The sequence below is a fragment of the Mitsuaria sp. WAJ17 genome (assembly GCF_014174515.1).
GTDB lineage: Bacteria > Pseudomonadota > Gammaproteobacteria > Burkholderiales > Burkholderiaceae_C > Roseateles_B.
On record NZ_JACJUG010000005.1, the window covers coordinates 184,842 to 206,698 of the forward strand.

The 21,857-nt window shown below is 69.7% G+C and carries 21 protein-coding genes; 14 read left to right on the forward strand and 7 right to left on the reverse strand.

What is annotated here, in order from left to right; all coding sequences use genetic code 11:
- The first annotated feature begins 51 nt into the window (after positions 1–51).
- The 3 genes from H5407_RS06060 (at position 52) to H5407_RS06070 (ending at position 1,829) form a co-directional block, all read left to right on the forward strand.
- Entirely contained in the window at positions 52–324 is a 273-nt protein-coding gene (locus tag H5407_RS06060; RefSeq protein WP_183103538.1) for a hypothetical protein, read from the forward strand.
- A 275-nt stretch (positions 325–599) separates the two neighbouring features.
- Positions 600–830: a hypothetical protein gene (locus H5407_RS06065; protein ID WP_183103539.1), complete on the forward strand. Its 231-nt coding sequence runs from the start codon at positions 600–602 to the stop codon at positions 828–830.
- 285 nt (positions 831–1,115) lie between these two features.
- Complete coding sequence (locus H5407_RS06070) at positions 1,116–1,829, forward strand: hypothetical protein (protein WP_183103540.1); 714 nt, start codon at positions 1,116–1,118, stop codon at positions 1,827–1,829.
- Here the strand turns inward: H5407_RS06070 and H5407_RS06075 are convergent, their stop codons facing one another.
- The 4 genes from H5407_RS06075 to H5407_RS06090 form a co-directional block, all read right to left on the reverse strand.
- Entirely contained in the window at positions 1,830–2,600 is a 771-nt protein-coding gene (locus H5407_RS06075; RefSeq protein ID WP_183103541.1) for a transporter substrate-binding domain-containing protein, read from the reverse strand.
- Between the two features lie 2 nt (positions 2,601–2,602).
- Positions 2,603–3,328 carry an esterase gene (ypfH, locus tag H5407_RS06080; RefSeq protein WP_183103542.1) on the reverse strand — a complete coding sequence of 242 codons (726 nt, stop codon included), beginning with the start codon at positions 3,326–3,328 and terminating at the stop codon, positions 2,603–2,605.
- Between the two features lie 68 nt (positions 3,329–3,396).
- Positions 3,397–5,520, reverse strand: coding sequence for a HAMP domain-containing sensor histidine kinase (locus tag H5407_RS06085; RefSeq protein WP_183103543.1), 2,124 nt, complete (start codon positions 5,518–5,520; stop codon positions 3,397–3,399).
- Positions 5,521–5,533: 13 nt separating this feature from the next.
- Entirely contained in the window at positions 5,534–6,229 is a 696-nt protein-coding gene (locus H5407_RS06090) for a response regulator transcription factor (protein ID WP_183103544.1), read from the reverse strand.
- Positions 6,230–6,393: 164 nt separating this feature from the next.
- On the opposite strand from H5407_RS06090, the gene H5407_RS06095 reads away from it, so the two are divergent.
- The 3 genes from H5407_RS06095 (at position 6,394) to H5407_RS06105 (ending at position 10,104) form a co-directional block, all read left to right on the forward strand.
- On the forward strand, positions 6,394–7,677 hold the full coding sequence (locus H5407_RS06095; protein WP_183103545.1) for an SPFH domain-containing protein: 1,284 nt from the start codon (positions 6,394–6,396) through the stop codon (positions 7,675–7,677).
- 31 nt (positions 7,678–7,708) lie between these two features.
- The gene (locus tag H5407_RS06100; RefSeq protein ID WP_255501094.1) at positions 7,709–9,238 is read left to right on the forward strand and encodes a hypothetical protein; all 1,530 of its coding nucleotides are present in this window, start codon (positions 7,709–7,711) and stop codon (positions 9,236–9,238) included.
- A 131-nt stretch (positions 9,239–9,369) separates the two neighbouring features.
- Entirely contained in the window at positions 9,370–10,104 is a 735-nt protein-coding gene (locus H5407_RS06105; RefSeq protein ID WP_183103546.1) for a class I SAM-dependent methyltransferase, read from the forward strand.
- 64 nt (positions 10,105–10,168) lie between these two features.
- On the opposite strand, the gene H5407_RS06110 is transcribed toward H5407_RS06105, so the two are convergent.
- The 3 genes from H5407_RS06110 to pyrF all read right to left on the reverse strand — a co-directional run bounded on the left by H5407_RS06110 (position 10,169) and on the right by pyrF (position 15,013).
- Complete coding sequence (locus H5407_RS06110; RefSeq protein ID WP_183103547.1) at positions 10,169–10,603, reverse strand: hypothetical protein; 435 nt, start codon at positions 10,601–10,603, stop codon at positions 10,169–10,171.
- Positions 10,604–10,691: 88 nt separating this feature from the next.
- The gene (locus H5407_RS06115; protein ID WP_183103548.1) at positions 10,692–13,979 is read right to left on the reverse strand and encodes a PAS domain S-box protein; all 3,288 of its coding nucleotides are present in this window, start codon (positions 13,977–13,979) and stop codon (positions 10,692–10,694) included.
- Positions 13,980–14,173: 194 nt separating this feature from the next.
- Positions 14,174–15,013 (reverse strand): orotidine-5'-phosphate decarboxylase, encoded by an 840-nt coding sequence (pyrF, locus tag H5407_RS06120; RefSeq protein WP_183103549.1) that lies wholly within the window; start codon positions 15,011–15,013, stop codon positions 14,174–14,176.
- A 118-nt stretch (positions 15,014–15,131) separates the two neighbouring features.
- On the opposite strand from pyrF, the gene H5407_RS06125 reads away from it, so the two are divergent.
- From H5407_RS06125 to H5407_RS06160, 8 genes are all read left to right on the forward strand, one after another.
- Positions 15,132–16,058 (forward strand): GNAT family N-acetyltransferase, encoded by a 927-nt coding sequence (locus H5407_RS06125; RefSeq protein WP_183103550.1) that lies wholly within the window; start codon positions 15,132–15,134, stop codon positions 16,056–16,058.
- A gap of 356 nt (positions 16,059–16,414) precedes the next feature.
- Positions 16,415–16,813 (forward strand): hypothetical protein, encoded by a 399-nt coding sequence (locus H5407_RS06130; RefSeq protein WP_183103551.1) that lies wholly within the window; start codon positions 16,415–16,417, stop codon positions 16,811–16,813.
- A 272-nt stretch (positions 16,814–17,085) separates the two neighbouring features.
- The gene (locus tag H5407_RS06135) at positions 17,086–17,307 is read left to right on the forward strand and encodes a hypothetical protein (protein WP_183103552.1); all 222 of its coding nucleotides are present in this window, start codon (positions 17,086–17,088) and stop codon (positions 17,305–17,307) included.
- A 170-nt stretch (positions 17,308–17,477) separates the two neighbouring features.
- Entirely contained in the window at positions 17,478–18,317 is an 840-nt protein-coding gene (locus H5407_RS06140) for a hypothetical protein (protein ID WP_183103553.1), read from the forward strand.
- A 176-nt stretch (positions 18,318–18,493) separates the two neighbouring features.
- On the forward strand, positions 18,494–19,429 hold the full coding sequence (locus H5407_RS06145; protein ID WP_183103554.1) for a transporter substrate-binding domain-containing protein: 936 nt from the start codon (positions 18,494–18,496) through the stop codon (positions 19,427–19,429).
- A 38-nt stretch (positions 19,430–19,467) separates the two neighbouring features.
- A complete protein-coding gene (locus tag H5407_RS06150; protein WP_183103555.1) occupies positions 19,468–20,382 on the forward strand; it encodes an amino acid ABC transporter substrate-binding protein in 915 nt (304 codons plus the stop codon).
- Between the two features lie 63 nt (positions 20,383–20,445).
- The gene (locus H5407_RS06155; protein ID WP_183103556.1) at positions 20,446–21,192 is read left to right on the forward strand and encodes an amino acid ABC transporter permease; all 747 of its coding nucleotides are present in this window, start codon (positions 20,446–20,448) and stop codon (positions 21,190–21,192) included.
- Positions 21,189–21,851 (forward strand): amino acid ABC transporter permease, encoded by a 663-nt coding sequence (locus H5407_RS06160; RefSeq protein ID WP_183103557.1) that lies wholly within the window; start codon positions 21,189–21,191, stop codon positions 21,849–21,851. Before H5407_RS06155 ends, H5407_RS06160 begins: the two co-directional genes overlap by 4 nt.
- Positions 21,852–21,857 lie beyond the last annotated feature (6 nt).

Sequence of the window (21,857 nt, forward strand, 5' to 3'; positions counted from 1 at the left end):
TTCCATTCATCACTTCCCGCTCGCTGGCACATAGCGTGTGATTTCTTTCACATGAAATTGGTTGCCGCCATTCTTTTCGGCTTGGGATGCATGACCGCCGCCGCACAAACAGCGAATGACGTATTCCCCAACATTCCATATACGCGGACTACTCGGATCAAGCTGCTGAAACCAAGCGGCGCGCCAAACTCCGGCAAGACTGCTGCCTTAATGATGAACGATAGCGGCTCCTGCAATACGTCTGAAAATGGCTACTGCGAGCGCTCCTCGGACACATATTCCGGGGCGGCTGGACTCCCCTCGAATCCGTCGAGAAAGTGGTGATCTACGGTAAATCGACTCGCGACACGTCAATCTGCTATGGAGAGGAATGCAGGCAGTACATGCGTTCTCCAGACGAGGTGGTGGAAGCCTCACCGGTCTGGCTAAAGGAAAAGATCATCGAGAAAACCGTCAGCGATAACCAGGCGGACGCTTGTTCAGCAGCGAAGAGCTCTCTGGCCACCGATGAGCAATAGCAGACCCTTCAGACCACGACCAGCCACGCTGGCACCGACGATCGTCAAGTTGCAGCGAGAGCTGCAATGCAAGCGTCAGGTATGGCTTCGTACTTGAGCGGAAAATTCGCCACGTCCGAGGTTGGCCTCGTCGGCTTGATTCACAAATGGGCCTACCGCCCTAACGGGGGCTATACCGTCACCATCACTTTTTCGGACGGCGGCACTGAACAATACAAATGGGCACTCATGGTAGATGCCCCGCACAACCCGATCGTGGTGCCCAATACGTTGAAACGAGGCAACGGCGAGTCTCGTTGCCCTATCAATTGAATTGAGACCTACGGACTCATGACAATCGTCGCAAAACACGCTTTCAGAGTTGCCTTGTTGATCGTGGCCCTTGGCGTGGCACTCATGTTTCTGACAAGGTCTCAATCAGAATCGCCTGCAACCGAAAGTTCAACCGATGCACCCTTGCAGGTGACTGGGGCGTCGGTATCGCCATCTGCGGCGCCGTCTGCTGCCAAAAAGGAGCTCTCAAGCACAAGTGCAGAGCAGATTGCGACTTCTGCTTGGTCCTCGGCCGTTCTTGGTCTCCGGCATCAAACGCCAGCCATGCTGGTGCACCGCGCCGCCCTGAGCAAATCCCCCCAGGACTACTTCGCGGCCCGGATCCAGCTGCAGCGCTGCCTGGACAAGGGCGTGAGCCAGGCCCTGGTCGCGCACGCGGCGCCCTCGGCATCGGAGGCGATGAAGCGCACGATCAAGGCGCTGGAGGACCTGTGCCAGGCCCGGGGCGACCGCCGGCAGCTGGCCTATGTGGCGCAGTCCTGGGCTGCCGACTCCCCCGAGCGGCGCGCCTACGAGGCCCAGCAGCGCCAGGACCACGCCGGGGTGATGGACTACGTGCTGTCCACCGGCTCCGCCGAATTCGCGGCGGAGCTGCTGCCCGGCCACATCACCCTGGAACTGCTCGAAGCCCGCGGTCTGCTGCCGCCCCTGAAGCCAGAGGCGGCCGACCTCGAAGGCATGGGGCCGCTCTTCGACCTGGCCAGCGTCAGTCGCCTGCGCGACCAGTTCGCGCTGTCCCGCGTGGTGGCCATCTGGTCCTGCACGCGACTGGGCACCTGCGTGGAGGAGGCCCAGCTGGCCTATCAGTGCCATGCGCTCAACCTGTGCATCGACGACCTGCGGGACTTCCCCGAACAGAAGGTCTTCAATCGCAGCCCGGTGGATCCCAACGGATCGCCCAGCTTTGCCTGGGTCTCCCGCGCACGCTGGGCCCAGATCCAGCAGGCGGTCAACCAGCTGCTGGGCGGCTTGCGCTAGCTAGCGCAGCGCCGTCCCCAGCCGCTCCAGCCAGGCCGCCGGCACCGCCTTGTTGCAGTACAGGTGCCGGGGCACGATGACGGGCGGGTCGCTGAAGTGCAGCAGCTGCAGGGTCTTCTCGCGGCTGGCGTCGCGGAGGAGCTGGGCCTGCACCTCCTCGGGCGCGGCCGGCATCCAGTCGGCATGGCCGGCCTGCAGCATGCGCAGCAGCTGGCCGACCTCGCCGCTGCCCTGGGTGACACGGCCAGGGCGCTCGGCGATCAGGGCGTCCAGTTCGGCACCGTAGGAATAGCCCTGCTTGACCAGCATCCGGGCCGGCGAGTCCAGGGCCTCGCGCAGGCTCATGCCCTCGTGCAGCGGGGCGTCACGGCGGGCGATCATGGCCACGTGCTGGCCGCGGTAGAGCGGCGCGCTGAACTGGCCCCTGGCCTCGCGGGCCGGGTTGCGGAACCAGCCCACGCCGCAGACCAGATGCTCGCCGTTTTCGACCATCAGCAGCTGGCGCGCCGCCGGCGTCAGCGCCCAGCGGTGGGGCAGGCCCGTGCGCTCCAGGGCACGCCGAAGGGGCTCGATCACCAGCCCTTGCGGCGGCTGCCGGCCGGGCTGGGGCATGTAGTAGGGCGGGCGGTCCTGGTAGAGCAGCTCCACCGTGGGCTGCGAGGCTGGCTCGGTGCCGGTGGCAGGAGCAAGACCTGGCCCCAGCGCCAGCAGGCAGACCGCGGCAAACCGCACAGCCGGCAGGCCCGCGATCCGGCACAGCCTGCCGCCCATGTTCACTGCAGCGGGGCCTTGAGCCCCTGTTCCTCGGCTGCCTGCATGGCGGCCCGCCAGATGCGAGCCGGCACGAAGGTGCTCAGCTGGTGCAGCGCGCGCGCGATCAGCTCGGGGTGCAGCTCATGGCCGATGTCGGGCAGCACATCGGCGGTGACGTCCGCGCCCAGGGCGACCAGGCGCTTGGCGGCCTGGATCTGGTCCTGGTAGGGCAGCACGCCGTCCTGCTGGCCATGCAGCAGATGCACGGTGACCTCCCGCGGCGCATGCTCGGGCAGGGTGGCATAGGCGCCGCCGAAGGCCATCACGCGGCCGGCCAGCTCCAGCTCGGCCTGTACGGCTTCAAGGGCCAGCACGGCCCCCTGCGAGAAGCCGCCCAGGGCCACCTGTTGCCAGGGCAACTCGAAATGCTCGGTCCAGGCCCGGACCAGGGCGATGAAGTCAGGCAGGGCGTCGGCCACGCGGCGGGCGTGGTTCTCGTCATTGGCACCGTCCAGGGAATACCACTGCAGGCCGCTGCCGCCGCCGGGAATCAGGTCATAGGCCTCGGGGCCGCTGAGGGCCAGCACGGCCGCCTGCGGGTACTGGCCGCGCAGGGCCTGGGCCAGGGGCCGCATCTGGGTGGCATCCGCCCCGGCCCCGTGGAAGAGCAGGAACAGCAGATTGGGCACGCCCTTGTCGGGCAGCAGGGCCAGGGCGTGGGATCGGTGGGGGACGGCGTCGCTCATGCCCGCATTGTGCGCGGCGGGGGCCTGGCCGCAAGTCCCCCGAATGAACCGCCCCTGCCGGGCTGGGCTCAGACGCGGCGCAGACGCAGCCAGAAGCGCACGCCCCCGTCCTCGTTGCGGGCCTCAATTTGCGCGTCCATCTTGGCCAGGTAGCTTCGTGCTACGAAGAGGCCCTGCCCGCGGCGCTCCGGGCCGGCATCGGGCGGCTGATCGGAGACGCCGTACTCGAAGATGCGGGCCAGCATGTCCTCCGGGATGCCAGGCCCGCTGTTGTGAATGCCCAGCAGGGCGATGCCGTCCTCTTCGGCCAGTGTCAGGGTGATGGGCGTGCCGGGCCGGCGGTAGCGCTGGGCATTGCGCAGCACATGGGTGACCACGTCCTCCAGCGCATAGGCCTCGCCGCGCACGGGCAGCGGCGTGCCCTCGTCGCCCTGCATCTGCACGCCCTCGATGCCCGCATGCGGCGCATTGGCCACCACATCGCGGCAGAACTGGGCCAGGTCCAGGGTCTCCAGCTGCAGGTCGGCGGCCTCCAGGGCCTCGGAGGGCGAGGCTGTGCCGTAGAGCACCCGCACCGCCTGCTGCATGCGCTGCACATAGCGATGGCTGGGGTCATCCGCAGCACCATGCAGCACCATGAGGGACTGCAGGGGCGACATGATCTCGTGGCCCACCGCATGCCACATCTCCCGCTCGCGTTCCGCCCGGAGCTGCTCGCGGCGCAGGCCGTCCTTCACACGCTCCAGCAGGGCCTGCAGGGTGCCGGCCAGGATGCCCAGCTCGTCGCGCCCCTTGAGGTCCGCCACGTCCAGCTCGCCGATGCGCTGCTCGGCCCGCGGGTCCTGCATGTTGTAGGACACGGCCGCCGCGCGCCGCGTCAGCACCGTGATGCGGCGGATCAGGCCCAGCTCCACCAGCAGCCAGGCGAAGGCGATGGCCGCCAGCATGGCGCCCACCAGCCACAGCAGGCTGCGCGCCTCGCGGGCCAGTTGGCGGTCCAGGCTGCGCAGGTCACCCTGCAGGGTCAGGCGGTAGCGGCCGGTGGCGGTGACGACCTCCTCCCGGGCCTGCAGGCGCAGGCGCGCGTCGCCCACGGGCACATCCACAGGCAGGCGGCGGATCAGGCGGCTCAGCCAGGGCAGGGGCGCATCGCCGATCTCGGCGCCGCGGCGCTCGGCAATCACCAGCGGCTGCTCGCCCAGACGCTCGATCCGCAGGGTCTCGCCGGCCTGCAGGCCCGCGCCCAGGCGGTCCAGGGACACGCCCACCGTGGCGCCCGGGCGGCTGCTGTCGAACAGCGTTCGTGCGGCGCCGTCCTCGCCTGCCGGGCCCAGCAGCTGCACGCGCAGGCGCAGCCGGTCCAGGTCCCGCGGCGGCCAGGCCTGGGCGCCGCGTTCGAACAGAGCGGTCTTGAAGGCCTCCACCGGCAGGCGGACCGAGAAGACCGTGTGCCGCGCGCAGTCCGCCTCGGCATCTCCCGTCTTCACGCAGGGCCCCTCGCGCCACAGCCAGCCGCGGAACTCGCGCTGCGGGCGGGACTGGCGCTCCAGTTGGTCCCCCTCGGCCAGGAAGCCGGTGAGCCGCCCACGCTGCTGGGCGGGGCCCTCCTCAGGCCGAGCGGTCTCATAGGGCGCGGTCCAGACGCTGCGCTGGCCGCGGTAGTCCAGGCTCACACGCAGGCGGTGCACGCCGCCCAGCGCCAGTTGGCCGATGCTGCGCGGCTGCAGCGGCCCGGCGTCCAGACTCCCGACCAGGTAGACGAAGCCGCCCGCGTAGGCATTGCTGCCCACGGCGGCGCAGAGGCTGGCGCCTTGCGGCCAGCGCAGACCGCAGCCTGCCATCTCCACGGCGCGCAGGGCCTTGTACTGGTCGTCGAAATCGATGGCCGAGAAGGGCAGCAGCACCGGGGCCAGGTCTTGCCCATTGCCCGGCTCCATGCCCGGGTTGAGCAGGGCCAGTTGGCCGGCCGGATGGCGCAGCTGCAGAGTGATCTCGGCCAGGGACTGCCGGAAGCCCTGTTCGTAGCGCTGGTAGCTGCGCTGCTTCTGGTCCTGCAGCACGGTCAGGGCCAGGCCCAGGGTGGCCGCCACCAGCAGCACGAAGGCCAGGTGCACCACCAGGCGGCGGCGGAAGGCCGCCAGACCCAGGCGCGGCACCGGCAAAGCCGGCAGCTCGACGGGACCGAGCTTCATGCGCCGCCCGATCTCATCGCGGCCCGGCCCAGCGGAAGCCGCGCATTGGGACGTTCTCGATGGCGTCGAAGTCGGCGTCCACCTCGCGCAGGGCCTCGCGCAGGGTGGAGACATGCTTGCGCACGTTGTCCCGCGTGCGGCCGCTCTTGACCACGTCGAACAGCTCCTCGTAGCTCACCACCTCGGGCGCGCGCTGGTGCAAGGTGGCGAGGATGCGCTGGGCGGTCAGCGGCAGGTTGATGCGCTGGCCCTTCCACAGCGGGCTGCGCTGCCACAGCGGATCCAGCTGCAGGGCCGTCGCGGTATCCGGCACGGGGCTGGGCGTGCGGGCGCGGGCGGCACGCAGGATGTCCAGGAAAGTCTCGGTGAACTCGGCCTCGTCGAAGCTGGTCTTCTGCAGGTAGTCCCACGCATCCAGCGCCTTCATGATGCCGCGGTAGATGGCCGCGGGCATGGCCGAGACCACCAGCACCGGCGTGCCCTGGTGCAGCTTGTTGATCGCGTTGATGAGGGCCACGCCGGCATGGCGCTCGCGGCCCAGCTCGATGTCCAGCACCACCATGGCATAGGCCTCACGCCCCAGCGCGGCCTCGGCGCTGTCGCGGTCGAACCACTGGTCCACCTGCAGCTCGGGGCGGGCGGCGCGTATCCAGCCAGCCAGCTGCTCGCTGGTGGGGCGGTCGTCCTCGATGACGGCGACTTTGTTCATGCGCCCGATTATCGGCAGCCCGCGCGCAGGCCCCTGTGAAGCTTTCTTCCGGGCTGTGACGACAGTGGCCCGGCGCCGCCCTGGCGCCCTCCGCGGCCCCCGACAAACACTGCGGCCATCGATCCACACACGGGGTCCGCCCCGAACCAAGAGAGAAGCCGCATATGAACGAGCACACCCCCGAGCAAGGCCAGGCCGACGACGACATCCTGCACAGCCGTCTGGTCGAGGACTACGAAGCCGCCGCCGCCCACGAGGCCGCCAGACCCTCCCTGGGCGCCCAGCTGCGCCGCCATGCCCCGCTGCTGCTGGCCCTGGGCGTGAGCGTGGTGTCGGTGGCCGCCCTGGCCCTGCATCCGCCCTTCTATGCCGTGCCCCGCGGTGAGGTCGCCCTGCGCACCAACGCCCTCACCGGCGGCGTCACCCAGGCCCGCGATGGCAGCCTCTTTCGACTCCCCGGCCTGCACGAGATCCGCACCCTGCCCCAGCAGGACCGCAGCTACCAGCCCGGCGCCTTCGCCCGCGCCGACGGCCCGGCGCCGCTGCAGTCGGTGGAGGGCCTGTCGCTGGGACTCACGCTGACCCTGCGCTGGGGCGTGGACCAGACCCGCCTGCCCCAGCTGGCCCGCAGCCTGCCGGACAACATCGAGCGCGAGCTGATCGACCCCATCCTGCAGGGCGTGATCTACCGCCAGATCGCCAGCCACACGGTGCGCGAGATCTTCTCGACCCAGCGCGCCGAGATCCAGCAGGCCCTGGAGACCGAGCTGCGCAAGAAGCTGCTGGCCGACGGCATCGTGCTGCACAGCGTGCAGATCGGCAATGTGGACCTGCCGCACGAGTACCGCGAAGGCCTGGAGAAGCTGCTGGCCGAGGGCCTGGCCACCGAGAAGATGCGCTACACGCTGGAGCAGCAGGAGAAGAAGGTCAAGCAGACCGAGCTGGAGGCCGCCGCCGACAAGATCCGCCGCGAGACCGCCGCCGAGGCCGCCGCGCGCGAGCAGGTCATCGCCGCCAAGGCTCAGGAGGAAGCCATGAAGCATGTGCTGCCCTTCAAGCAGCGCCAGGTCGAGCAGCGCCAGCTGGAGGCCGAGGCCGAGCGCGTGGCCCGCGTGCGCATGGCCGAGGGTGCGGCGCAGGCCCGCGGCATCGAGGCCGAGGGCGAGGCCCGCGCCCGCGAGAAGCTGGCCGACGCCGAGGCCTACCGCCAGGGCCGCCTGGGCAAGGTGAGCCTGGAGCAGATGTCGGCCGAGGGCGCCCTGCTGAGCCGGCACCCGTTGCTGATCCAGAAGGCCATGGCCGACAAGCTCTCGGACAAGGTGCAGGTCATCATCGCCCCGCCCCCGGCCGATGGCGGCTTCATTGGCAAGACCCTGCTGGGCGGCAAGACGGAGACCGTGGCCAAGGCGCGCGAGGCGCAGGAAGAACAGACAGAAGGCAACAACTGACCCCGTGACTTCCACAGCAAGGACTTCAACCATGCGCCCCATCCTGAGCACCGCCGCCCTGGCCATCGGCGCCGCCCTGCTGCAGCCGGCTGCCAGCCAGGCCGCGACGGCCCTGATCCTCCAGGACCAGGCCGCGCTGCGCACCGCCGCCCGCGACGCCGCCCCCTCGCAGGCCGCCCTGTGGCGGGGCGAGGCGGTGGAGATCCGCGGCGAGCGCCTGGACTTCTACCAGGTCTACGACTACCGCCGCGAGCGCGGCGGCTTCGTCCGCAAGGGTCAGGTCTTGCCCATCGAAGGCCCGGCCGCCGAGCCCGCCGCCTTGCTGGCCGCCCTGCGCCTGGTGCGCCTGCAGCCGGGCGCCGAGTCCCTGGGCCTGGGCCTGGCCGCGGCCTATGTGCAGCAGGCCAGCGCTGAGCAGATGGCCGGCCCCGGCGGCATCGAGGCGCTGGACGCGCTGGGCAGCCTGGCCGAGCGCCTGGCCGAGCGCGCCTCGCGCAGCAGCACAGCGAAGCTGGACGCGCCCACGACCTCGGCCGACACCCAGCTGGCCGCCCAGCTGGACGTGGCCGCGCGCTACGGCCTGAAGTTCCAGAGCTTCGAGCGCGAAGCCGGCAGCCTGCAGCTCTGCTACGAGGGCGAAGTCTTCCGCCGCGTGCTGGCCCTGCCCGCGAGCACGCCAGAGCAGCAGGCGCGCGCCGCCCTGGCGCTGACCCGCCCGGAGTGCCAGAACCCCGCCGCCACGCCCTCGCAGAAGCTGCAGCGCGAACAGTGGCGCGCCGACATCCTGGAGCGCGTGCCCGCCAATGGCCTGGCACCCCTGTGGCGCAACCGCGTGGCCCTGCGACAGGCCAGCGTGTGGAGCAGCCTGGCCTATGCGCAGGCCCGCCAGACCGACGCCAACGCCGCAAGCCAGTCGCAGGCCGCCGGCGCCCGTGCCCTGCAGGCCCTGGCCCGCCTGCAGCCCGGCGAACTGGCCGACGACGACCAGCCCCTGGCCAACGACGCCGCCATGCGCGCCAATGCCGTGCGCTGGCAGGCCCTGCCCGCGGGGTCCGGCACGATGAGCTGGAGCCGGGGCAAGGACTCGCTGCAGCTGCGCCTGCTGCCCGGCACCGAGGGCGACCAATGCCTGGTGCTGCAGTCCGCACAGGCCAAGGAGGCGCTGCTGCGCCACTGCAGCTTCGGCCTGATCCAGACGGCCTCCTTCAACGTCAACCGCGAGGGCACGGCCGCGACGCTGGCGGTGCAGCCCACGGAGTCCTGGCGCGAGCTGTGGGTGCTGCGCCAGACGGCGCAGGGCTGGCGCCTGGACGTGCTGCCCCCGGTGGCCGCCAACCCCGGCCTGGGCTATGCCGAGTTCGCCGGCTGGGTGCCCGGCGGCCAGCAGCTGCTGATGGTGCGCGAGGCCCGCGCCGAGGGCCGCTACACCCCGCGCAGCTTCGAGCTGCTGGACCTGCAGAGCCTGCAGGTGTTGCGCCGCAGCGGCGACGCCCAGCAGCTGGGCCCCTTCCAGCGCTGGGCGGATGCGGGGTGGAAGGCGGGTAGCCTGAGCTTGCGCTGAAAGGCACGGCTCTTGCGCCAGCTCAAGACCGGCTGTGCGGCCGCGTCGCATAGGCGCACAGGAACATCAGGCATCGCTTGACGGGGCGAGCGTCCGGGCCGAAGCTGCCCCTCCATTGCCGGAGTCCTGCCATGCCTTCTCCGCCGCCGCCCAGCGACAGGTCACATCAGGTCCATCAGCTGCGCCACCAGCACTCGCAGGCGCTCTATGCCCGCCGCGCGCCGGTCTATGACCTGGAGCTTGCGGCCCTGACGGGCCTGCGCCGCGAGGCCATCGCCCAGCTGGGTCTGGAGCCGGGGGAGACGGTGCTGGACCTGGGCTGCGGCACCGGCCTGAGCCTGCCCCTGCTGCTTCAGGCCGTGGGCCCAACTGGGCAGGTGATCGGCCTTGAGCCCTGCAAGGCCATGCTGGAACAGGCCCGGCAGCGCTGCGGCAAGGACCCGCGCCTGTGCCTCATCGAGGCACCCGCGGAGGCCGACTGGCCTGAGAGAGGGTCCGGGAAGCACAACGGGAAGGGTGACGGCAAGGCTGACGCCGCCCTGCTCTTCTTCACGCATGACCTGCAGCAATGCCCGCAAGCGCTGCAGCGGCTGCAGGATGCGCTGAAGCCCGGCGCCCGGGTGGTGGCCGCCGGCCTGGTCTGGGCGCCGGCCTGGCAATGGCTGGGCAACGCCTTCGTGTGGGGCGCCGCCTGGCATTCGCTGTGCTGTTTCGAGGCCCTGCATGCGCCCTGGCAGGGCCTGCTGCCCCTGTTGTCCGAGTACCGGCTGGAGCGCCGCAACCTGGAGACGATGTACCTGCTGACAGGTCGCACCGGCGCGCACGCCGGCCCCGAGCGGGCACAAAGAAGCCGAGGCCCCGACTGACGGAGCCTCGGCCCGGACCCCGGACACGAGGTGCAAGACGGGGTGCCTGAGCCTGCGCCGAGGGTCAGGGCAAGACCTGCCCCTCCCCCACCAGCCGCCCGCCCTGGAACATCTGGAACTGCCGACGGTCGTCGCGCAGCTGGAGGGCATCCAGGCAGCGGACGGTGGCCTCGGCGCTTTCACCAGGCTTGAGCTCACCGCCGACGCCGGGTGGGATGTTCAGCGCGCAGGTCGAGCCCGCGGGATGGTCCGGGAAGCGCAGCTGGGGCCGGTAGCCGGTGTAGACGGGCGTGTCCCGCCCCTGGCTGAAGCCCATAGGCAGCAGGCGGACCTGCACGCGCAGTGTCGCCTGGGCCTCGACGTGGATCCACGGGGGCGCGGCGGCGCTGGCGCCGCCGGCAGGAAGGGCTGACGAGGCAGGGGCCACAGCAGGGATCTGGGCCGCGCACTGGACGGCCATCGACAAGCCGCAAAGGCCGATGAACAGGGACTTCAGCATGAGGTCGGCAAACAGGGGACGCGGGACATCGGCAGCCCGCAATGCCGGGGCCGCCGCGCCCGGATTGTGGCAGCGCTCTGCGACGGCCTCAGCGCCGCTGCCTGTCGTTGGGCTTGTGCCCGATCAGCTTGACCAGGACCTGGCGCAGGCGGTTGGCGTCGATGGGCTTGGTGAGGAACTCATTCATGCCGGCCTCCAGGGCCTCGTCGCGCTCGGAGACCAGGGCCGCGGCGGTCAGCGCCACGATGGGCAGCTGCTCTGCGGGGAAGCGTCGCCGGATCTCGCGGGTGGCCTCATGGCCGCTCATCACCGGCATCTGCACGTCCATCAGCACCACGTCGAAGGGCTTGCCCATGCTGGCCGAAGCGTGGATGGCCTCGATGGCCTGATGCCCGTCGCTGGCCTGCGAGACCTCCAGGCCCCACTGCTCCAGCAGGGCCACGGCAATCATCATGTTGACCGGATTGTCCTCGACCATCAGCACGCGCAGGCCGTCGAGGTCGGCGTTGTCGCGGGCCTCGCGGGGCTGGGACGAGAGGCTGCTGGCAGCGGCCACCAGGGGCAGCTCGGCCCAGAAGGTGGAGCCGCGCCCGGTCTCGGACTGCACGCCCACCTCGCCCCCCATCAGGTGGGCCAGCTCCCGGCAGATCGACAGGCCCAGACCTGTGCCCCCATAGCGCCGTGTGGTGGACTCGTCCGCCTGCGTGAAGGGCTGGAAGAGGCGGGCCTGCACCTCGGGCGTGATGCCGGGGCCGGTGTCGGTGACCTCGATGCGCAGGCGCTCGTCGCTGATGCGGGTCACGCGCACCGAGACCGAGCCGCTCTCGGTGAACTTCAGCGCATTGGTGAGGTAGTTGGAAAGAATCTGGCGGGTGCGCACCGGGTCGCCCACCACCCAGCCGGGCACGTCCTCATCGACATCGATGCGGAACGCCAGGCCACGAGCCTGGGCCAGGGTCAGGTAGGCCATGCGCATGGTGGAGAGCATGTCGCGCAAGGCGAAGGGCTGCGACTCCAGCGTCAGGCGGCCGGCCTCGATCTTGGAGAGGTCCAGGATGTCGGCAATCAGGCCGGAGAGGCTCTCGGCGCTGTCCAGCATCTGGTCCAGATAGTGGCGGCGGGTCTCGTCGTCCAGGTCCGGCTGCTGCAGCAGCCGGGCGAGGCCCACGACGCCGTTGAGCGGCGTGCGGATCTCGTGGCTGGTGTTGGCCAGGAAGGCGCTCTTGGCGCGGCTGGCGGCCTGCGCCTCGTCCTTGGCCTGGGCCAGGGCGGCCTCGACACGACGCTTCTCGGTGACATCCTCCAGGATCCAGATCGTGCCGCCGCGGCTGGGGTGGTCGGGGTCCACGGCGCGGGCCAGGATGCGGCACAGAAAGGTGCTGCCGTCCTTGCGGGCCATGCGGCGCTCGGTCTCGACCTGCTCGCCCGCGGCCAGTCGCGCGCCCAGCTCGCGGCCGGCGTCGCGGTACTCCTCGTCGCTGGGCCAGACCACGCGGCCGGACTGGCCGATCAGGCTGCCATCGGGCCAGCCGAACATCTCCTCCACGGCGCGGTTGACCTGCACGAAGCACTGGTCCCGGGTGAGCGTGATGCCGATAGAGGCGTTCTCCAAGATGGCCGCGTGGATGAGGCGCGTGCGCTCCGACTCCGACACATCCCGCGCATTGATCACCAGGTAGGACTGCCCTTCCATGTTGAAGGGCGCGGCGGACATCACCATGGAGATCAGCTCGCCGTTCTTGCCCTTGAAGGCCGCCGGCATGTCGTTCACGCGGCCGTGCTGCTTCACGCCTTCGACCAGACGCTGGCGGTCCTCGGGGTTGTGCCAGACGCCCAGCTCGTCCGCCGTGCGGCCCAGCACCTCCTCGGCCTTGTAGCCGGAGAGCTCCTCGAAGGTCTTGTTGACCATGGCGTAGCGGCCGGTGGCGATCTCGGTGAGCGTGATCACGTCCGGGCTGGTGGCCACCAGGTGGGACAGCAGGCCCTCTGAGCGGCGCAGCGCCTCCTGGGCGCGCGAGGCTTCGGTCTGGTCGATGAAGAAGGAGAGCGTCGCGGGACCGCTGGCGGCATCGACCCGCACGCTGGTGACCTGCACCAGCCGGCGCCGGCGCGACAACGTGCGCAGCTTGAATTCCGCCACGGGCAGGATGGCGCCCACGGGCATGGACTCGATCTTGGCGGCGCGCTCGCGCGCGCGCTCGTCCTCGCCGCTCTCGTAGTGGGCGAAGAGGTCCTGCCCGATCATGCTGGAGCGCTGGGTGTAGCCGAACATGGCCATGGCGGCGGGGTTGGCGTCCAGCACGCGACCCCAGCGGTGCAGCACCAGGGGCGAAGGCGAGCGGCGGAAGAGCTCGCGGTAGCGGGCCTCGGTGGCCACGATGGCCTGCTCGGCCTGCACCTCGTCGGTGACGTCACGACCCACGCCCCAGTAGCCGCGGAAGTTGCCCGCCGCATCGAAGCGCGGCTCGCCGCTGACCGAGACGTAGCGCAGCAGGCCGTCCTCGCCGCGGCGGCGCGCCACCATGCCGCGAAAGGGGCGGTGGGCCTCGAGGTCGGCGCGGTGGGCGTCCATGTCCTCGTCCCCCAGGCCATGGGCCTGATCGACTTCCCAGGGCGTCTTGCCCAGGCGGTTGTTGAGGTCCAGGCCCGATTGGCCAGGGATGTTCTCGGCCATGTGGGTGAAGCGAAAATCGCGGTCCATCTCCCAGTACCAGTCCGCCGCCATGGACAGCAGATGGCGGAAGCGAGCGTTGCGCTCGCTGGCCTCGCGCATGGAGCGGTGCACCAGGCGCAGCGTGCCCATGCCCACGACCAGGCCGGTGCTCAGCAGCACCAGCTGCGTCACCAGTTGGGCAGAGACGCTGGAACCCAGGGACGCCTGCGGCAGCATCTGGTGGGCCTCTAGCCAGGCCATCACCAGCAGGCACACGGCGCCCACGCCAAAGAGCCACAACCCCGCCGTCAGGCCCGTCACGGCCGTGCCCAAGGCCACCATGAGGGCCAGCACGCCCAGGCCCGGCGAGCCTAGGCCGGCCCCGCGGGACCAGGCCAGGGCCAGGCCCATCATCATCACCAGGCTCATCAGCAGCATGACGCCGGGCTTGGCCCGTTCACGCGGCAGGCGCAGGTAGAAGGCCGTGCCGACCGCGCAGACCAGGGCTGCCAGCAGGGGCGGCAGCGCGCCACCTAGGGGCTCGCTCGGGCGGATGGTGCCGGCCAGCAGCAGGGTGACCAGGCCACCGATCAGGGCCGAGGCACCCAACAGCATGCGCACGGAGCGCCAGCGCAGGCCGCGCTCCAGGGCCTGGCGCCGCTCGTCCAGCGACATCTCCTGGCCGACCAGGCTGCTGAGATCGTCGAGGGGGTCCTTGCTCACGTTGGCGGGCATGCTCCGAGGGTGCCCGCCCCACCACGGAGCCGAGCCATATTGCGAGTCTCGGTCAGCGCTGGCCGGCTGAACAGCGGTTCAGCCAGGCAAACCACGCGCAAATGCAACGCCCGGCAGCAGAGCGAGAAGGAATGCGCAGCCTGGGTCCGCGCGCGGCGGTCCCGGGAGTTGCACCCGAAGCCTCAGCCGCGGGCGACGTTGAGCTGCTCGCGCGTCGCCAGGGCCACGCGGCGGGCCGCGGCGGCGAAGTCCTCGCCGCTGCTGGCGTACAGGACCGCACGGGAGGAGTTGACGATGATGGGCGCGCTGCTGGCCTCGGCCGTGCCGCGCCAGCCCGCGCGCACCGTGGCCGCGGCGTCACCGCCCTGGGCGCCCACGCCGGGGATCAGCAGGGGCAGGGTCGGGGCGATCTCGCGCACCCGGGCGATCTCCTCCGGGAAGGTCGCGCCCACCACCAGGCCCAGTTGGCCGGTCTTGTTCCACTCGGTCTGGGCCAGGCGGGCCAGGTGCTCGTAGAGGCGGGGCTGGCCTGGGACGTCGGCCAGCCGCTGGTTCTGCCAGTCGCTGCCGCCGGGGTTGGAGGTGCGGCACAGCAGGATCACGCCCTTGTCGGCATAGCGCAGGAAGGGCTCGATGGTGTCGAAGCCCATGAAGGGCGAGAGCGTGACGGCGTCCGCCTGGTAGCGCACGAAGGCCTCGCGGGCGTACTGCTCGGCGGTGGAGCCGATGTCGCCGCGCTTGGCGTCCAGGATCACCGGCACCTGGGGCGCCACGCGCTTGATGTGGGCCATCAGCCGCTCCAGTTGGTCCTCGGCGCGGTGGGCGGCGAAGTAGGCGATCTGGGGCTTGAAGGCGCTGACCAGATCCTTGGTGGCGTCCACGATGGCGCTGCAGAAGTCGTAGATGCGGCCGGCATCGCCTTTCCAGGCCCCGGGGAACTTAGCCGGTTCAGGATCCAGGCCCACGCAGAGCATCGACTGGTTGAGGCGTTCGGCGGCGTGGAGTTGCTGGATGAAGGTCATGGATCGCACCCTTGGGCGGGCTGGACTGGTGGAGGTGCCGTATTGTCTCGCTTTCGGCCCATTCCCACGCCTGTTCAGGCTGGATGGCCCCTGTCCCCCGCCAACGAAAGCCCCGACGATGCAGATTCTGGAGACCGACCGCCTGCGCCTGCGCTGGTTCGATGACAGCGACGTGCCCTTCATCCTGGGCCTGATCAACGAGCCTTCCTGGAAGGCCAATATCGCCGACCCCGGCGTCAGCACGCCCGAGCAGGCCCGCCAGTGGATGCGGGACCGCCTGCTCAACCGCTACTGGTCCCAGGGCCACGGCTTCTGGTGCGTGGAGCGCAAGGAGGACGGCGAGCGCCTGGGCCTGGCCGGCCTGATCCACCGCGAGGGCCTGCCCGAGCCCGACCTGGGCTATGGCCTGGCGCAGCGCCACTGGGGCCGGGGCTACGCCCGCGAGGCCGCCACCGCCACCCTGCGCTACGCCCATGAGGTGCTGGGCCTGCGCCATCTGCTGGCCACCACCGCGCCCCACAACGACAGCTCCGGCCGCGTGCTGAGGGACATCGGCTTCCAGGACCTGGGCCTGCAGCAGACCGAGGCCCATGAAGGCCTGTCCCACGTCTACGAATGGCGGTCGCCCGAGCCTGCGGGCGACGACGAGCAGCAGCTGCGCGCCCTGGTGCAGCGCTTCCTGGGCGCCTTCGACAACCGCGCGGGCCGCCTCCCCCAGCTCGCCGCCCTGCCCCACTGGCTGATCCCCGAGGCCCGCATCGTGGTGCGCCAGGGCGAGGCGCTCAGCAGCCTTTCCGTGCGCGAATTCATCGAGCCCCGCGCCGACGCCTTCGCCAGCGGCTCGCTGCAGGACTTCCACGAGTGGATCGAGGACCTGCACATCGAGCACGAGGGCGGCCTGGCCCAGCTGCGCCTGCATTACGCCAAGGCCGGCCGCCGCGAGGGCCAGGCCTTCGCGGGGCGCGGGCACAAGCTGATGCAGTGCGTGAAGACGGCGCGAGGCTGGAAGATCGCGGCGGTGGCGTGGGAAGACGTGACGGCCTGAGTCATCTCTCCCCCGGGTGAGCCAGGGCAGGCTCCTCACCCATGTCGCCCTCTGCGCAGAGCGCAGGCGCAGCATCGCTCCCAAAACCGATCCTGGCCCTTGGCGCCCCCTCGGCCTCTGCGGCCCCGGAGTCTGCGTTCCCTGACCTGCCGGGGCTCTGCAAGGTTACCCGCAAGGCCCTGCCATCGGTGTTCGATGGCCGATGGCCTGACGCCACCACGGCCTTGCAGTCATAGGCACCCCTGGTCGTACCCGGCCAGAGCAGCGAGCGGGTCAACGCGAGACAGCGGGCCTTCGACACCATTGCTCAGCGCTGCCGCCCCTCTGGCGACCCCTATTCTCAAGACAGACTGCTGGTGAGGGCTGCGCAGGACCCGCGCCGCCTCCTGGCCCACCATCTCCAAAACGAGCGATTCGATCGGGCCATCGAGCGGCGGAGCACCCAGCACGGCCTCACCCACTGGTTCGAAGGCCAGCCCCTGGGCGGTGCCGGCAAGGGCGAGCTTTACGACCTGGCCTTGAGCGTGGCTGCCGTCATGCTCTATGCCGATCCGCAGAGTCCCAGCCCTCACCTCCACGCCCTGACCCTGTGCGCCCAGAAAGGCCTGTGCAGCGGGAGCCTTGAGGAGCGCCTGCTGGCCGACTACCCCGCCGACAGCCCCGAGCGCGCCACCATCCAGGCGCTCTACCCACGCATGATGGCGGCTGTGCTGCGCGGGGATCTCGAGGCCTTCGAGTTCCGCAAGAAGCCCTGAGTCCCGACGAGTCCGGCCCTCCGCACGGCTTCGGCGGCACCTCCCGTGCGTACAGCGCCCCGTGGGGCCGCCCCCCCCTGCAAGAACTTGCAGGCCCCGTGCGGCCCCATTCTCTGTACGCTGCGCCGGCCCTCATCAGGGCGACATCACAAGATAGACACAGGGACGGAGGACCCTCACATGCTCATCAAGAAGCTTGCACTGCACTGATCGTGGCCCTGGGCTGCACCTCGGCCTCGGCGGCAGCTGAGTTCCCATGGCCGGACCTGCCGGTGCTCTACAAGATCACCCGCAAAGCGTCGCCGCCGGCCACCGGCGGAAGCACGCCGAAGGTGGCCAGCGCCACACGGGCGCGGGACACGGAGGACCAGGGGCTCATCAACGGTGGCGGCAATGGCAGCCTGTGGCGCTTCACCATCGACTTGCCCATGGCGAGCGGCCTCATCGTGGGCAGTCCCAAGCCGGTTGCGGAGATGTCTTCCCGATGCCGGTGATAGCACTTCGTGGTTCGCGCTACTGGATCCCCGCAGTCACCGTCCTGCTACTGGGCGCGGGCCTGCTTTACTGGGCCCCTTGGTCGCCCCTTGAGCCTCCGACGGGCTTGCTCGCCAGCGTGACCGAGGCGACCGTAAAGCACCCATCCGCTACCGCGACGGGTGACGCAATGGCAGAAAGCTCCCAGGCATTGCCAGGCTCATCAGCGGCGCCCCCCGCGAGCAGAGGGCCCGACCCCGTCCAGCAACAGTGGTCCGACGCCCGCCGCGCGCTCAGCAGCAACCAGACGTATGCCACCTATGTCCGCCTGTCCAGCCAGCCCGACGCCGCCAGCCAGGCCGCAGCCCGAGCCATGTTGACCACCTGCCGGTCCGCGCTGTTCAACACCTCCAGCAGCCCGGACCAGAAGACCTACGACAACCCCTTCCAGATGCGCGCTCCCGCGCCACTGGCGGGCGAGGACGCAACGCTAGCCGCCCAGCGGCGCCGCGCCTGGGATCTGGTCCAGATGCGCTGCCGGCCGATGTTTGACGATCCCTCATGGGAAAAGATGCTGCAGTCACCGCAACGCGCGGATGCCGCGCAGGACGACGCCAACCGGAAGGAAGCCTTGCGTCTGGACGTGATCGACGCGGTGAAGGCGGGGGACATCATCACCCTCGCCCGCCTGCTGCACGCCAGTCCGCAAGCCCACCCCTTCTTTGACGGCATGGTGCTGGGCGGCCTGCCTGATGCCGGCCTCTTCAACGAAGCGCTGGAGCGCGTGTGGGCCTGGTCCACCGTGGACCCCGAGGCCATGCAGGATCATGTGCTGAGCCTGTCCCAGTGCGTCCAGTTCGGGCGCTGCAGCCAGGTGTCCACGGATCTCCCCCTCGTGCGCAAAGCGGCACAGACACCCGAGCAGCAGGCCCAGGTCCAGGCCCTGGCCCAGCGCATGCAGGAGGCACTGCAGCAGGGCCGGGTGGATGCTTTCCTGCGGTGCAACCTGGACCCTTGTCCCAAGCCTTGAGCCCCCATCAGCGGCGCACGGATTTCCGTCCCACCCTCCCCCTCAGAAACGGAATTCCGTTCCCCGCACATCAATCGAGACCCCCTCCCCCCAGTCAAATCAAGCACTTGCCCGCCTCTCACCCCTGGAAACCCAGGGATAACCCCAGCTGGCACGCCCCCTGCAAGAAGCGGGGCATGCTGCGCCGCCTCCTCGCCCCCGCCCTGCTGCTGAGCCTGCCCCTGCTGGCCGGCGGCGCCATGGCGGCGGAACTCCTGGCGGGCAAGGACGCGAGCCCGCTGTTGGCCCGGAGCGAGACCCTCAAGCGCATCGCCGCCACCGGCACCATCAACCTGGGGCACCGCGAATCCTCGGTGCCCTTCTCCTACTACGACCAGCGCCGCCAGGTGGTGGGCTATTCTCAGGACCTGATGCTCAAGGTGGTCGAGGGCATCCGCCAAGAGCTCAAGCTGCCGGCCCTCACCCAGCGCCTGGTGCCCGTGACCTCGCAGAACCGCATGTCGCTGGTGCAGAACGGCACCGTGGACCTGGAATGCGGCTCCACCTCCAACACCCTGGCGCGGCAGAAGCAGGTGGCCTTCTCGGTCTCCATCTTCATCGTCAGCACCCGCATGCTGGTGCGCCGGGACTCGCCGCTGCAGGAGTTCGCCGACCTCGCCGGCCGCCGCGCCGTGGTCACCGCCGGCACCACCTCCGAGCGCCTGCTGCGGGCCTGGAACGAGACCCATGGCGGGCGCATCCAGCTGCTCTCGGCCCGCGACCATGGCGAGGCCTTCCAGTCCCTGGAGACGGGCAAGGTCGATGCCCTCATGCTGGACGACGCCCTGCTGCTGGGCGAGCGCGCCAAGGCCGCGCAGCCCGAGGACTGGCGCCTCACCGGCACGCCCATGAGCTCCGAGGTCTACGGCTGCATGCTGCGCCGCGAGGACACCGCCTTCAAGACCCTGGTGGACCGCGAGCTGAGCCGGCTGATGAGCAACGGCGAGGCGCTCAAGATCTACCAGCGCTGGTTCCAGCGCCCCATCCCGCCCAAGGGGCTGAACCTCAACTGGCCGCCCTCCGATGCCCTGCTGCAGCTCTACCGCCAGCCCTCGGACCGCGCCCTGCAATGAATCCCTCCCTTCCAACAAGTCAAGAGACAGGCATCCGCATGAAGACCTCCTTCCGCACCTCCGCCCTGGCCGCCCTGCTGGGCCTGGCCGCCCTCAGCGCCGCCCCCGCCCGCGCCGAGGACACGCTCAAGAAGATCAAGGACAGCGGTGCCATCACCCTGGGCGTGCGCGAGTCCAGCGGCGCGCTCTCCTACACCCTGGGCGACGGCAAGTACGTGGGCTACCACGTGGAGATCTGCCAGAAGGTGGCCGCCGCCGTGCAGAAGCAACTGGGCCTGCCCAAGCTGGAGATCAAGTACCAGCCGGTGACCTCGCAGAACCGCATCCCCCTGGTGCAGAACGGTGCGGTGGACCTGGAGTGCGGCTCCACCACCAACAACCTGACCCGCCAGAAGGACGTGGCCTTTGCCGTGACCACCTTCGTCGAGGAAGTGCGCATCGCCGTCAAGGCGAACTCGGGCATCGCCAACATCGGCCAGTTGGCCGGCAAGACCGTGGCCACCACCACCGGCACCACCTCGGTCCAGACCCTGCGCAAGCACGAGCGCGCCACGGGCGTGGACTTCCACGAGGTGTTCGGCAAGGACCATGCCGACAGCTTCCTGCTGCTGGAATCCGGCCGCGCGGACGCCTTCGTGATGGACGGCTCCCTGCTGGCCGGCCTGATCGCCAAGGCCAAGAGCCCGGCGGACTTCAAGATCGTCGGCGAGGTGCTGTCCGTCGAGCCCATCGCCATCATGTTCCGCAAGGATGATCCCGCCTTCAAGAAGGCCGTGGACGACACCCTCATCGCGATGATGAAATCCGGCGAGATCGCCAAGCTCTACGACAAGTGGCTGATGCAGCCCATCCCCCCGACCAACGCCCGCGTGGGCCTGCCCATGAGCGAGAACCTCAAGGCCGCTCTGGCCACGCCGAACGACAAGCCCATGGAAGCCTACGCCAAGAAGTAAGCAGACGCGGCCGCACCGGCCGTCCAGGGTCAGGCAAGACCTGACCCCGCAGAAAGGATCCCCATGACATTCGAATGGCAGGAACTCTGGTGCAAGGACACCGTCGAAGAGACGGTAGTCCCGGGCTGCTTCGGCGGCCCCGGCACGCAGACCTATCTGGACTGGCTGCTCTCGGCCTGGGGTTGGACCCTGGCCGTCTCGGCCATCGGTCTGGTCATCGCCCTGGTGCTGGGCTCACTGATGGGGGTGCTGCGCACCGGCCCGAACCGCAAGCTCTCCTTCCTGGGCGAAGCCTGGACCGAGCTGTTCCGCAACATCCCGCTGATCGTGCAGCTCTTCCTGTGGTTCTTCGTGGTGCCCGAATTCCTGCCGGTGATGAAGAAGCTGCCGAGCTTCCTGATCGCGGCCATCGGCCTGGGCTTCTTCACCTCGGCGCGCATCTCGGAACAGGTGCGGGCGGGCATCCAGAGCCTGCCGCGCGGCCAGAAGGCCGCCGGCCTGGCCCTGGGTCTGACCCTGCCCCAGACCTACCGCCACATCCTGCTGCCGGTGGCCTTCCGCATCATCGTGCCGCCGCTGACCAGCGAGGCCATGAGCATCGTCAAGAACAGCTCGGTGGCCTTCGCGCTGTCGGTGCTGGAGCTGACGCAGTTCGCGCGCCAGGTCGGTGAGGAGACCTCTCGCCCCACCGAGGTCTACGCCATGGTGACCCTGCTGTACTTCCTGTCCGCTTTCGCGGTCTACCTGATCGCCGCCCTCATCGAACGCTGGGTGCGGGTGCCAGGTCTTGCCGGAGCCGGTCACAAATGAGCCTCGACTTCTCCTTCCTGACGGCCGAGTTCCTGCGCGCCTTCATCCTCAAGGGCTTCCTCTTCTCCATTCAGCTGACCCTGGTGGCCATGGTGGGCGGCATCCTGCTGGGCACGGTGCTCGCGCTGATGCGCCTGTCCAGCCACCGCTGGCTCAGCGCGCCCGCCGCGGCCTATGTGAACCTGCTGCGCTCCATCCCGCTGGTGATGGTGATCCTGTGGTTCTTCCTGCTGGTGCCCCTGCTCACCGGGCCCATCAGCGCGGAGCTCTCGGCCTTCGTCACCTTCACGCTCTTCGAGGCGGCCTACTACGCCGAGATCATGCGCGCCGGCGTGCAAAGCGTGCCCAAGGGCCAGACCTATGCGGCCTTCGCGCTGGGCATGAACTACCGCCAGGCCATGGCCCTCGTGGTGCTGCCCCAGGCCTTCCGCAACATGCTGCCGGTGCTGCTGACGCAGACCATCATCCTCTTCCAGGACACCTCGCTCGTCTACGCCATCGGTGCCTATGACCTGCTCAAGGGCTTCGAGGTGGCCGGCCGCAACTTCAACCGCCCGGTGGAAACCACGCTGCTGACCGCGGGCGTCTATTTCGTGATCTGCTTCAGCCTCTCCATGCTTGTGCGCCGGCTGCAGCGTCGCATCCAAATCATCCGCTGAGGTCGA

Bases quoted from the DNA above. Each gene is read 5' to 3' on its own strand.
- H5407_RS06060 (WP_183103538.1), top strand. From the start codon at position 52: ATGAAATTGGTTGCCGCCATTCTTTTCGGCTTGGGATGCATGACCGCC.
- H5407_RS06065 (WP_183103539.1), top strand. From the start codon at position 600: ATGGCTTCGTACTTGAGCGGAAAATTCGCCACGTCCGAGGTTGGCCTC.
- H5407_RS06070 (WP_183103540.1), top strand. From the start codon at position 1,116: ATGCTGGTGCACCGCGCCGCCCTGAGCAAATCCCCCCAGGACTACTTC.
- H5407_RS06075 (WP_183103541.1), bottom strand. From the start codon at position 2,600: ATGGGCGGCAGGCTGTGCCGGATCGCGGGCCTGCCGGCTGTGCGGTTT.
- ypfH (WP_183103542.1), bottom strand. From the start codon at position 3,328: ATGAGCGACGCCGTCCCCCACCGATCCCACGCCCTGGCCCTGCTGCCC.
- H5407_RS06085 (WP_183103543.1), bottom strand. From the start codon at position 5,520: ATGAAGCTCGGTCCCGTCGAGCTGCCGGCTTTGCCGGTGCCGCGCCTG.
- H5407_RS06090 (WP_183103544.1), bottom strand. From the start codon at position 6,229: ATGAACAAAGTCGCCGTCATCGAGGACGACCGCCCCACCAGCGAGCAG.
- H5407_RS06095 (WP_183103545.1), top strand. From the start codon at position 6,394: ATGAACGAGCACACCCCCGAGCAAGGCCAGGCCGACGACGACATCCTG.
- H5407_RS06100 (WP_255501094.1), top strand. From the start codon at position 7,709: ATGCGCCCCATCCTGAGCACCGCCGCCCTGGCCATCGGCGCCGCCCTG.
- H5407_RS06105 (WP_183103546.1), top strand. From the start codon at position 9,370: ATGCCTTCTCCGCCGCCGCCCAGCGACAGGTCACATCAGGTCCATCAG.
- H5407_RS06110 (WP_183103547.1), bottom strand. From the start codon at position 10,603: ATGCTGAAGTCCCTGTTCATCGGCCTTTGCGGCTTGTCGATGGCCGTC.
- pyrF (WP_183103549.1), bottom strand. From the start codon at position 15,013: ATGACCTTCATCCAGCAACTCCACGCCGCCGAACGCCTCAACCAGTCG.
- H5407_RS06125 (WP_183103550.1), top strand. From the start codon at position 15,132: ATGCAGATTCTGGAGACCGACCGCCTGCGCCTGCGCTGGTTCGATGAC.
- H5407_RS06140 (WP_183103553.1), top strand. From the start codon at position 17,478: ATGGCAGAAAGCTCCCAGGCATTGCCAGGCTCATCAGCGGCGCCCCCC.
- H5407_RS06145 (WP_183103554.1), top strand. From the start codon at position 18,494: ATGCTGCGCCGCCTCCTCGCCCCCGCCCTGCTGCTGAGCCTGCCCCTG.
- H5407_RS06150 (WP_183103555.1), top strand. From the start codon at position 19,468: ATGAAGACCTCCTTCCGCACCTCCGCCCTGGCCGCCCTGCTGGGCCTG.
- H5407_RS06155 (WP_183103556.1), top strand. From the start codon at position 20,446: ATGACATTCGAATGGCAGGAACTCTGGTGCAAGGACACCGTCGAAGAG.
- H5407_RS06160 (WP_183103557.1), top strand. From the start codon at position 21,189: ATGAGCCTCGACTTCTCCTTCCTGACGGCCGAGTTCCTGCGCGCCTTC.